Annotated in this window: 8 protein-coding genes and 1 riboswitch; of the genes, 7 read left to right on the top strand and 1 reads right to left on the bottom strand. The window is 68.5% G+C overall.

The annotated features are described in order from the left end of the window. Positions 1-63: 63 nt before the first annotated feature. Both ACQ3HB_RS03810 and ACQ3HB_RS03805 read left to right on the top strand, forming a co-directional pair. On the top strand, positions 64-582 hold the full coding sequence (locus ACQ3HB_RS03810) for a MarR family winged helix-turn-helix transcriptional regulator (RefSeq protein WP_430917897.1): 519 nt from the start codon (positions 64-66) through the stop codon (positions 580-582). An 83-nt stretch (positions 583-665) separates the two neighbouring features. Next, a complete protein-coding gene (locus tag ACQ3HB_RS03805; RefSeq protein ID WP_430917895.1) occupies positions 666-1,994 on the top strand; it encodes a CPBP family intramembrane glutamic endopeptidase in 1,329 nt (442 codons plus the stop codon). A 90-nt stretch (positions 1,995-2,084) separates the two neighbouring features. Here ACQ3HB_RS03805 and ACQ3HB_RS03800 read toward each other — a convergent pair whose 3' ends face one another. Next, entirely contained in the window at positions 2,085-2,222 is a 138-nt protein-coding gene (locus ACQ3HB_RS03800) for a hypothetical protein (RefSeq protein WP_430917894.1), read from the bottom strand. A gap of 264 nt (positions 2,223-2,486) precedes the next feature. Here ACQ3HB_RS03800 and ACQ3HB_RS03795 point away from each other — a divergent pair, with 264 nt between their 5' ends. From ACQ3HB_RS03795 to ACQ3HB_RS03775, 5 genes are all read left to right on the top strand, one after another. Continuing rightward, entirely contained in the window at positions 2,487-3,815 is a 1,329-nt protein-coding gene (locus tag ACQ3HB_RS03795; protein WP_430917892.1) for a C40 family peptidase, read from the top strand. 156 nt (positions 3,816-3,971) lie between these two features. Beyond that, positions 3,972-5,171, top strand: coding sequence for a DNA alkylation repair protein (locus tag ACQ3HB_RS03790; RefSeq protein WP_430917890.1), 1,200 nt, complete (start codon positions 3,972-3,974; stop codon positions 5,169-5,171). Positions 5,172-5,645: 474 nt separating this feature from the next. Further along, positions 5,646-6,896 carry an SLC13 family permease gene (locus ACQ3HB_RS03785; protein WP_430917888.1) on the top strand — a complete coding sequence of 417 codons (1,251 nt, stop codon included), beginning with the start codon at positions 5,646-5,648 and terminating at the stop codon, positions 6,894-6,896. 236 nt (positions 6,897-7,132) lie between these two features. Further along, positions 7,133-7,314: riboswitch (M-box (ykoK) riboswitch) on the top strand. Between the two features lie 446 nt (positions 7,315-7,760). Then, positions 7,761-10,592, top strand: a complete 2,832-nt coding sequence (gene mgtA / locus ACQ3HB_RS03780) for a magnesium-translocating P-type ATPase (protein ID WP_430917886.1) — start codon at positions 7,761-7,763, stop codon at positions 10,590-10,592. 132 nt (positions 10,593-10,724) lie between these two features. Continuing rightward, positions 10,725-11,426, top strand: coding sequence for an MgtC/SapB family protein (locus ACQ3HB_RS03775; protein WP_430917884.1), 702 nt, complete (start codon positions 10,725-10,727; stop codon positions 11,424-11,426). Positions 11,427-11,506 lie beyond the last annotated feature (80 nt).

Raw genomic sequence — 11,506 nt, 5'->3', positions numbered from 1 at the left:
GCAGGCCGCCCGAGCTGTCGCCCCGGGCGGGCCGGGGACTGCGCGAGGGACTACATTGGTGCCATGGATGCAGCGGGTTCCGCGTTCGACGCGCAGGGTGATGCGTCAGACGACGAACGCCGCGAGGCGATGACCGAACAGCGTGATCCGATGACCGAATGGCCCACCGGCCGCCTGCTCTCGATGGCCTCCCGCCTCGTCGAGCACACTTGGCTGCGCGCGCTCGAACAGATCGGTGTGACGCACGCCGGCCTCATCGTCCTCCACCTCCTCGACGACGGCCCGACGAGCCAGAAGGAGCTCGCCCGCCGCGCGCGCGTGCAGAACCAGACGATGTCGCGCACCCTGGACCGGCTGGAGCGCGACGGCCTCGTGCAGCGCGTCGCCGACCCGCATGACCGCCGCCGGCACGTCGTGAGCCGGACCGATGACGGCAAGCGCGTCTGGAAGACCGCCGACCGACTCGAGGCCGACGTCTTCCCGACCATCACGGATCACGAGGTGCTCCGCGGGGTCCTCCTCGAGATCATCCGTTCCGGCGAGTCCGCGCGCTGGTCAGAGGAGCAGCCGGCGCCGGAGTGAGCTGCGCCCGGCGCGTCGGTCGAGCAGAGCGCGGTGGTCGACGTCGCATTGCGATCGTGGCGCGGACCCGGCAGGGTTGACGGATGGAACCGTCCAGGGGGAATCAGCAGGATCCGAACACGCAGCCGTGGGCGCCGATGGGGCAGCCGGTGCCGTCGCCTGTGCAGCAGCCGGTGCCGTCGCCCGTGCAGCAGCCGGCAGTGCCGCAGCCGGGCTCCGGCCAGCCGCAGCATCCGCCATTGACGCCAGAACAGGAGGCGCAGTGGCAGGCCCAGTGGGCTGTGAACGTCCGCAAGGCCGAACGCGATGCGGAGCGCTACCGCCGCGCTGAAGCGCACCGGCAGTGGATCGAAGCGCACCGGGAACGCGTGGAATGGCGTCCGATCGTCGTCTTCCTCGTCATCGCCTACGCGCTCGCCTGGCTCGTCGCCCTGCCCCTCTACCTCGACGGCGGACTCGCGAACCCCTGGTTCGGCTTCATCGCGGTCTGCATGATGGCGACTCCGGCGATCGCCGCGCTCATCGTGGTCCGCTTCGTGCGCCGTCCGCCGTCCATCCCGCGTGAGCTGGGACTCTGGCCGCTCGGTCGCGCGCCGCGGTTCCTCTCCTCGCTCGGCCTCGCGATCGTGGTGCCGATCCTGCTCGTCCTGATCGCCGTGCCGATCGGCGCCCTGCTCGGTGTCTATCCGGCCGACTTCGTGCACCTGTCCGCGTTCCAAGTCGTGATCGATGCGCAGCTCGCGGCGCTGAACGCGCCCGCCCTCGGCATCCCGATCTGGGCGCTCCTCGCCGCTCAACTCCTGAACGTCGTCATCGGCGCCGTCATCAACACCGTCCCGGCACTCGGCGAGGAACTCGGCTGGCGAGGCTACCTGCTGCCCAAGCTCCTCCCGCTCGGCAACGTGCGCGCCATCATCCTCTCCGGCGTGATCTGGGGCGTCTGGCATGCACCGCTCCTCCTGCTCGGCTACAACTACCCGTACGCGCCGGGGTGGCTCGGCGTCCTCATGATGGCCGGCATGTGCATCCTCATCGGGGCGGTGTTCGGCTGGTTGCGACTGCGATCCGCATCCGTGTGGCCTGCGGCGCTCGCCCACGGGGCGTTCAACGCGGCGGCCGGATTCTCGTTCCTCTTCGCGATGGCGGGCGAGCGGGTCGACACGGTCAACGCGACGATCCTCGGCTGGTCGGGGTGGATCGTCCCGCTCGCGCTCGTCGTCTGGCTGGTCGCGACCGGCACGTTCTCGGCCGGCCCGCCGAAGGAGGCCCCGGCCTCCGTCGTGCCGATTCAGCCGTGGGGGCAGCCGATCGCACAGCAGCAGCCCGGCGCGCATCCCGGCGCGCAGCCCGGCTCGCAGACGGTGCAGCAGCAGCCCGTCGCGCCACCGCAGCAGAATCCTCCCCAGCCCTGACCCGGCTCATCCCTCAGAGACACAGAACGGCCCCGTCCGCACCAGCTGAGCTGGGCGGCCGGGGCCGTTCCGGTGAATCGTGGGGACGAATCAGCGGTTCTTGACGTTGGTGACGGCGTCGCCGTCTCCGCGCGAACCGTTCTTCGCCTTCTTGTCGGCGCGCTTCTCTTTGAGCGACTTCGCCGGGGCCTGTTTCGCGGAACTCTTCTTGGGGGATTTGTCTGCCATGGCCGGTCTCCTTCGTGAGTCACGGTGACCCTGTGGCCCCAAGGGTAGGCCCCACAGGCCCTCCGTGGTGACGAGCACGTGGGTTTGCCAGCCTGCGCCACACCTGAGGGACATCGAATCGTGACACCCGTTCGAGGCACGTGGGAGTGGTGAAAACACACAGGAGTGGCTAGTGTTGTCAAAGTTTCTATTGTGACTGATGTGACTCATCAGCAACCACGACCCGCCGAGAACACAGCAATCGTGTCGCCGGCACGGAGAATCATGGGCAACGATCACTCGTTCCAGAACGACGCCTCGGGCGCCGGTCGCTCCCGCGCGCCCCGCAAGCGCACCTGGATCTCGATGTTCGCGGCGGCGGGAATCCTGACCGCCTCGCTCACCTTCAGCGCGACGCCCGCGTTCGCTGCTCCCTCGTACCCGAGCTGGGACGACATCGAAGCCGCGAAAGCGAATGAGGCGTCCAAGCAGGCGGAGATCGCGAACCTCGCCGGGCTCATCTCCTCGCTGCAGGCCGTGTCCGATGCCGCGTTCAAGGAAGCGCAGATCGCCGGTGAGACCTACCGGCAGGCGCAGGAGGCCGTCGACCAGGCCACCGCGCGTGAAGCTGCTCTCACGAAGCAGGCCGACGAGGCCGCGGCTCGCGCCAAGGAGTCCCGGCAGCGTGCCGGCGCCATCGTCGCCCAGCTCACGCGCGCCGGATCCGGCGACGCATCGCTCGACCTCGTGCTCGGTGCGGGCGGATCGAACGATCTCCTCGGCCGGCTCTCCGCGATGGACAAGCTGAGCGAGCGCAACACGAAGTCCTACAGCGAAGCGCTCACCGACAAGAACCAGGTGTCCTCGCTCACCGATCAGGCCGCTGTTGCCAAGGCGGAACGCGAACGTCTCGAGACCGAGGCGCAGGCTCGATACGACGACGCGCAGTCGGCTTCTGCTTCCGCGCAGGCCGCTGTGAGCGCGCAGGAACAGCAGTCGACTCAGCTCTACGAGCAGCTCGCCTCCCTCAAGAACACGACCGCTCAGGCGGAGCGCGACTTCGCGACCGGTGAAGCCGCTCGTCGTGCAGAAGCCGCTCAGCCCGGCAACGGGGGTGGCAGCAACCCCGGTTCCGGAGGAGGCAGCAACCCAGGAAACGGCGGCGGGAGCCCCGGCAACGGCGGCGGCGGTAGCAATCCCGGCAACGGTGGTGGCGGCGACCCGACTCCTCCTCCGCCGGACGGCGCATCGGTCGAGGCCGCGATCTCGTTCGCGATGGCCCAGGTCGGTAAGGGCTACCAGCTCGGCGGTTCCGGCCCCAACGTGTGGGACTGCTCCGGCCTGACGCGTGCGGCCTACGGTTCCGGCATCGGCACCCACTCGGCGACGAACCAGTACTACACGATGCAGGCGCAGGGTCGACTCGTCCCGTTCAGCCAGCGCCAGCGCGGCGACCTCATCTTCTGGGGCGGCGGCGGGGACTATTACCACGTGGCCATCTACCTCGGGAACGGTCGCATCGTCGAAGCCGCGAACGAGAACTCCGGTGTGCGCGAGTACTTCATCTGGGGCATGGGCGACGTCGCGTCGTACGTGGGTCGTCCCACGGGCTGAGCGGCAACGCCTCCTCCGCGTTCGTTCCGTCCTCGCGGCTGTCTCTGAAGACGGAGCCACGACTGTCGCGAACCGGTCCATGTCGGACCCTGCCGGTAGCGTCGAGCACGTGCGCCGCTGATCGAGCGGCATCGGCCGACACCACAGGAGCTGCGCATGGGCGCCATGAACGAACTGATCAATGCGGCGGCGGTTCTCGGCCTCCGCGATCGGCTGAACACGGCGGCGCCTGCAGTCCGGTGGACCGAGCTCACCGCGTCGGCCGATGAACTGGATGCCCTCAGCCTGCGGGAACGCAGCGACCTCGTGAGCGCCGCGCTCATCGCGGACCTCGGTCGGTCCTCCGGCTCCTCCTCGGCGGCATCGACGAGGACCCCAGGAGCGGCGGCCGACTACTCGAGCGCGGCCGGAATCTTCCGAGCGCTGATCGCCGATCCGTCGTTCCGAGGCTGGACGGTGTGGCCCGTGTCCGAGACGGTGACGACGCTCGCGCTCGCTGATGCCAGCACGGACGCGTTCCCAGACGGCATGGCCCTCCTCGCGGAGCTCACGCCCAGGCTCACCGCCGAGTTCGCCATCCGCCGCTTCCTCGAAGCCGACCTCGACCGTGCACTCGACATCGTCCAGGCGTGGACGGGTTCGCCCGACGAACACGTCCGCCGACTCGCAAGCGAGGGCACCCGCTCCTACCTGCCATGGGCGATCCGCGTCCGTGCGCTGCTCCGGAGCCCTCGGAGCACGATTTCGATCCTCGACGCCCTCGTGCACGACGACAGCGAGTACGTGCGTCGATCGGTCGCCAACCACCTCAACGATCTCAGCCGCGAACACGCCGATGTCGTCGTGGAGGTCGCCGGGCGCTGGCTCGCCGATCCCGGAACCGATGCGCCGACCGCCGCGAACACGCGATCGCTCGTCCGCCATGCGCTTCGCACCCTGGTCAAGCGCGCGGACCCCGGAGCCCTCGCCCTCCTCGGCTTCGAGCCCGTCAGGGTCGAGGTGTCCGACCTCGTATTCGCGGAGCGCACGGTCGTCCTGCCGGGCGAACTCGAGTTCTCCTTCACCGTCGCGAACCGCGGCGATGCGCCAGCACGGCTCGCCATCGACTTCGCCGTCGCATACGTCAAGAGCAACGGCGGCCTGGCCGAGAAGGTCTTCAAACTCTCGACCGTGGAACTCGCGGCGGGCGAGCGGACGACCGTCCGGAAACGGCACGGCTTCCGGCAGATGACGACGCGGGTCCACTACGCCGGCACGCACGGCATCGAGGTGCAGATCAACGGGGAACGGCACGCGAGGGCCGAGTTCGAGGTCGTCCTCGAAGGCGGTTCCGTACTCGCGACCGGGGCCGTCTGAGCCGGGTGTCAGCGGCTCGCAGACCGGCACACCCGCGCCGACACGTCAGCACAAACGCATCGGCACAGGCATGACGGCACCACCGAGGACGAGCGCACATGGGGCGCCCGCCCTCGAGCGAAGCCCCGGACGCCGACGGTATTCGGGCTGTCGCCGGTACCTGAGGAGCGCCGTCGCCCGGGATGTTGAGGTTTCGCGTGACCGACGATACTGAGGCCGCGATGTGCCCGCACGGGCTTGAGATGCGCTCCCCGGCAGTGTAAACACCCTCATCGCTCCCCACGTGCGGGCTCTCCCTGCCCGCCCCGCGCTGATGCATAACTCCTTCGATCTGTGTCGCGCCCGGTCCGCGGCCCCCGGAATTCCGCGGCCTGTCGAGTTTGCGGATGGCGGATCGAAGGAGTTGCGCGCGATGGCAGACGGGCGGTCGTAGGATCGAGTGCCGATGAGGCGACCCGACGTCGGAAGGACAGCGTGCGTACTGCGATCCTCGGCGGCGTGCTGCTCGTCATCGGCGCCGTGACCGTCGCGACCGGGGTGCTGCCCGCGGATGAGGCGATCGGCATCGCGCAACGGGTGTGGCCGATCCTCCTGTTCGTCGTCGTGATCACGGTCGTCACCGAACTCGCCGCCGAAGCCGGCCTGTTCGCACTCATCGCCGAGCAGACGGCGTCGTGGGGTCGTGGACGCACGTGGGTCCTCTGGTTGCTCGTCCTCGGCTTCGCCGTGGTCAGCACCGTGTTCCTGTCCCTCGACACGACCGCCGTGCTCCTGACCCCGGTGGTCGTCCTCCTCGCGAGACACGTCGGGGTGTCGCCGATTCCGTTCGCGCTGACGACCGTGTGGATGGCGAACACCGCGTCGCTCCTGCTGCCGGTCTCGAACCTCACGAACCTCCTCGCGCAGCATGCGCTCGACGGCCCGAGCCCTGCCGAGTTCGCAGGGCTCATGGCGGCGCCCGCCGTGGTCGCGGTGATCGTGCCGGCGGCGATCCTGTTCGTGGTGTTCCGGAAGGAGCTCGTTGGTCGGTACGCCCTTCGACAGGCTCAGGGACCGGGGGGTGGGGTTCAGGGGCCGGCGGGCGGGGGCCACGGACCGGAGGTGGGGAGTGGGGCTCAGTCGACGGACGGCGGGTCGCCGTCTCAGGGCGGCGACCGCGTGCTGCTCGTCGCGAGCGCGATCGTGGTCGTCTGCCTCCTGCCACTGCTCGTCTCCGGGCTCGAGGTCTGGATCCCGGCCCTCGGCGGCGCCGTCGTGCTCGGCATCGTGTTCCTCGTCCGTCGCCCGTCTGCGCTCCGGTTCGGGCTCCTGCCCTGGCAACTGGTGCTCCTCGCATCGGGCCTCTTCCTCGTGGTCGAAGCGGCGCACTCGCTCGGACTCGGCACGCTCCTCACGACGATCTCCGGCACGGGGAACGACCTGCCGAGCCTCCTCCAGCTCGCGGGCGTCGGAGCGCTGAGCGCCAACGCCATCGACAACCTCCCGGCCTACCTCGCACTCGAACCCGTCGCGGGCGACCCGCTCCGGTTCGCGGCGCTCCTCATCGGCGTCAACGCGGGACCGCTCATCACCCCGTGGGCATCGCTCGCGACGCTTCTCTGGCACGCGCGCCTGCACTCGCTCAACGTGCGCTTCGGGTGGGGGCGCTACATCCTCCTCGGGCTGCTCGCCGCTCCGCTGACGGTCGTGCTCGCGACGACGGCGCTCTGGCTCGCGCACCGCTGACGCTACCCGCGCTACCCGCGCCACCCGCGCCACCCGCGCCGCTCACCCCCGTCCCGCTCTCGCTGCACGAGGGAAGGAACACCGCGCGACAGGAGGATCGGATCGCGTCAACCGTCCTTCTGCCGAGCGGTTCTCCTCCTCCCGGGCAGGGCCTCCCGGCAGGCCTCCCGCAACCGGAGCGAGGCGCGGCCAGCGCGGGTTTGCCGCACCGCCGAGCCGGGTGTATGGTCGTGCACGCAGCACCTTGTTAGGCGAGGTTCCTGCACGAATACAGGCCACTGATCTGACGACGTCGAGAGACGCCCAAGATCAGGACAGGTTTCCCCGGCTTAAGGGGTCACCCCAAGTGGCTTCCCGAAGGACTGGTTCCCGAAGGATTACGTCGTGCAGAGTCGAAGCTCTTACGTGGAGGTGTCGCGAATCCGATGTCGGTTGCACCGTCCGTTTCCAGCGGACCCTGTCGCCGTGCCCGGATCGCGACGAGCTGTGTGCGGCGTTCGCCGCGAATGCGGAACACGAACCGAGGAGGTGACCTGCGATGGAAGACGGACATTCACGATTGCCGCGTCGCCACGACAGCACGGGTCCCGCTCCTCGTCCCGCCGCCTGAACCGCCACTGACACACCGCGCCTGAAGCGCTGCGTCGGGCGGCGTCGGCAGGTTCCGGAGCGCTGACCCGACACGTCCGTGGCGCGCGGCTGCACCCAGCACATGCAGCCGATCCGGCGCACCCAGCATGGGCGAACACCCCGTCATCGAAGCGGTTCTCACGGCAGTCATCACGATCGTCGTCGAAACCGACATCGGGACAGGGCCGTTCGCCCTGCCTCCGGCGCGCCCGAATCACAGTTTCGGAGACGACCATGAACACCATCCGCCACCTGACGGGCCCTCTGACGGACCTGTCCACGAACACGATCGCACCACCGGGCATGAGCCCCCGCCGGGGGAAGGGCCGCGGCTCGAAGCAGCGCGCCGACACCCGCAAGACTCTCCTCGACACCACGCAGCGGAGCGTCCTCCGCACCGCGGCGAACGCACCTGTCGCCGACACCGTCCGCCGATTCGACGTCGGCCGGGACGGAACCGAGCTCATCGGGCTGAGCCCCGAGACCGTCGAGCGGCGATTCGACGAGGTCGGCGCGAACATCGTCGACCACAGCAAGCCGGCGCCCGCCGTCGTGCAACTCCTCGCGACGTTCGCGAACCCGTTCATCCTCATCCTGCTGTTCCTCGTGACGATCATCTACTTCACCGATGTCGTCTTCGCTGACCCTGCCGAAGGACCGTCGTACGAGGGCGTCATCACGATCGGCACGATGGTGCTCGTCAGCGTGCTCCTGCGCTTCTGGCAGGAGTACAGCACCGGCCGTTCCGCCGAGGCGCTGCTCGCGATGGTCCGAACGACGACCGCCGTCACCCGCTCCCACGGCGGCGTCCCGGTCACGCGGGAGATCCCCATCGAGCAGGTCGTCCCTGGCGATGTCATCCAGCTCGCAGCGGGCGACATGATCCCGGCCGACGTGCTCATCGTCCGCGCCAAGGATCTGCAGATCAACCAGTCGATGCTCACGGGGGAGTCCCTGCCGTCGGAGAAATCCGCGCAGCAGTCCACCGGCCTGGAAGACACCGAGCTCCTCGAAGCGACCAACCTCGGCTTCATGGGGACGTCGGTCGTCAGCGGATCGGGCACGGCCATCGTGCTCGCCACCGGGCAGCGGACCTACTTCGGTTCGATGTCGTCGTCGATCGTCGGCAAGCGCCCGGAGACGAGCTTCGACAGCGGCATCCGCAAGGTGAGCATCGTGCTCATCCAATTCATGGTCGTGATGGTCTCGATCGTGTTCATCGTGAACGGCCTCACGAAGGACTGGGGCTCCGCGTTCCTCTTCGCCGTGTCCGTCGCCGTCGGTCTCACCCCGGAGATGCTGCCGCTCATCGTCACCGCGAACCTCGCGAAGGGCGCGCGGTTCATGGCGAAACGGAAGGTCGTGGTGAAGCGGCTGAACTCCATCCAGAACTTCGGGGCGATGGACGTGCTCTGCACCGACAAGACGGGCACGCTCACCGAGGACCGCATCGTGCTCGAGCGGCACATCAACGTCTTCGGCCGTTCGAGCGAGACGACGCTCGGCCTCGCGGCAGCGAACGCGCACTTCCAGACGGGGCTGCGGAACCTGCTCGACGGCGCGATCCTCGACGTCGCCGGCCCGGGTGAGCTGGAGCGGATCACGGCCGAGTACACGCTCGTCGACGAGATGCCGTTCGACTTCGTGCGCCGCCGGATGTCGGTCGTGCTCGATGACGGACTGTCGCACCTCATCGTGACGAAAGGCGCCGTCGAAGAGGTGCTCGCCCTCTGCACGACGGAGCAGGTGAAGCTCGGCGCCGCCGGACGCACCGCCCCGCTCACCCCGGAGCGACTGGCCGAGATCGCCGATCTCGTCGCCGAGGAGAACCGGATGGGACTCCGCGTGCTCGCGGTCGCGACCAGGTCCATCACCGCCGACATGCAGGACGACGCTGACGGCACGCTGGGCGCGGCGGGCGCGGACGGCGTCGACCCGAACGTCTACAGCACGGCCGATGAGACGGAGATGACCCTCGTCGGGTTCCTCTCCTTCCTCGACCCGCCCAAGGCATCGGCGAGGGACGCGATCGCCTCCCTCGAACGCCACGGCACGCAGGTGAAGGTCATCACGGGTGACAACGAACTCGTCGCTGCGACCGTCTGCCGGACCGTCGGCATCGACGTCGGCGAGATCGTCCTCGGCTCCCAGATCGACGCCCTCGACCAGGACGAGCTCACCGAACTCGCCCTGCGCAGCACCGTCTTCGCGAAGATGGACCCGCTGCAGAAGGCACGGATCGTGGAAGCGATGCGCGACGGTGGCCAGACCGTCGGCTTCCTCGGCGACGGGATCAACGATGCCGCAGCGCTGCGTGCGGCCGACGTCGGCATCTCCGTGGACACGGCGGTCGACATCGCCAAGGAGTCCGCAGACATCATCCTGCTGGAGAAGGACCTCACCGTCCTCGAAGGCGGCGTCGTCGAGGGACGACGCACCTTCGCCAACACGATGAAGTACATCAAGATGACGGCGTCGTCGAACTTCGGCAACATGTTCTCCGTCCTCGTGGCGAGCGCGATGCTGCCGTTCCTCCCGATGATCCCCATCGTTCTGCTCGTGCAGAACCTCACCTACGACCTCTCGATGCTCACGCTTCCGTGGGACAAGGTGGACAAGGACTACCTGAAGAAGCCGCGCAAGTGGGAGGCGAAGTCGCTCGCCCGGTTCATGATCTTCATCGGGCCGATCTCGTCGATCTTCGACATCTCGACCTACGCGCTCATGTGGTTCGTGTTCGCCGCGAACTCGCCGGAGCACGCGGCCCTGTTCCAGTCGGGCTGGTTCGTGGAGTCGATCATCTCGCAGACGCTCATCGTGCACATGCTGCGGACCGAGAAGATCCCGTTCATCCAATCGCGGGCGAGCCTGCCCGTGCTCCTGGCGACCGGCGCGGTGTGCGTGTTCGGACTCGTCCTGCCGTTCAGCGGCTTCGGTCAGGCGCTCGGCCTCGTGCCGCTTCCATGGACGTACTTCCCGTTCCTGATCGTCACGCTCGCCGCGTATTGCGTGCTGACGCAGCTCGTGAAGACCGTGTTCATCAAGAAGTTCGGCAGCTGGCTGTAACGGTTCCGCAGTGCCTCACGGGCGAGGCGTCGTTGCGACGGCGTCCCGCCCGTGCGTCACATCCCATCTCCATTCGATCCGCATTCGATGCAGCTGCATCGGCGGGTCACGACCCCTGGGAAGGGCATCATCATGGACATCCTCGACATGATCCTGCGCATCGGCCTCGGCCTGCTCCTCGGAGCAGCGATCGGCTTCGAACGGCAGTGGCGCGCCCGAACCGCGGGCCTCCGGACGAACGCGCTCGTGAGCCTCGGCGCGACGCTCTTCGTCCTCCTCGGTGCCTACAGCTTCGGCGGGGGCGACCCGACTCGTGTCGCCGCGCAGATCGTGTCCGGCATCGGCTTCCTCGGCGCCGGCGTGATCATGAAGCGCGGTCCGTCGATCTCCGGACTCAACACGGCGGCGACCCTCTGGGCGTCCGCCGCCGTCGGCGCTCTCGCCGGGACGGGCTCGTACCTCGTCGCCATCGCAGGGACCGCCGCGATCATCCTCGCGAACACCTTCCTCCGGCCGATGGGACGACTCCTCGATCGTGGATCGTCGAACGTCGGCCGGGAGATCCCACCCGTCTCCTACGAGTTCACGGTGCGCTGCCCGGAAGACGCCGAGGCGACCGTGCGCGCACTCGTCTTCGACGCCGTGCACCGCGACGAGTTCACCGTGCAATCGGTGACGTCGACGGACACCGATGCCGGAGTGGTCATCGTGGCGACGCTCACCTCGTCGAGTCGCGACGACCGTGCGCTCGAACGCGCCATCGAACGGGTCGTGCACGAGCCCGCCGTGACGGCCGTGCAGTGGTCCGCGACGAACCTCGAGGTGGCCGACTGACCGTGCTCCCAGCCGTCGCGCGTCCCGGTCCCTGAGCGTGTCGAAGGGCACTGTCAGTGTCCGGAAGGTTCCGGTCCCTG

This window comes from Plantibacter lichenum, assembly GCF_050587525.1.
Lineage (GTDB): Bacteria > Actinomycetota > Actinomycetes > Actinomycetales > Microbacteriaceae > Plantibacter.
Note: the sequence above shows the minus strand (reverse complement) of the source record. Positions and strands in the feature narration are given on the sequence as shown.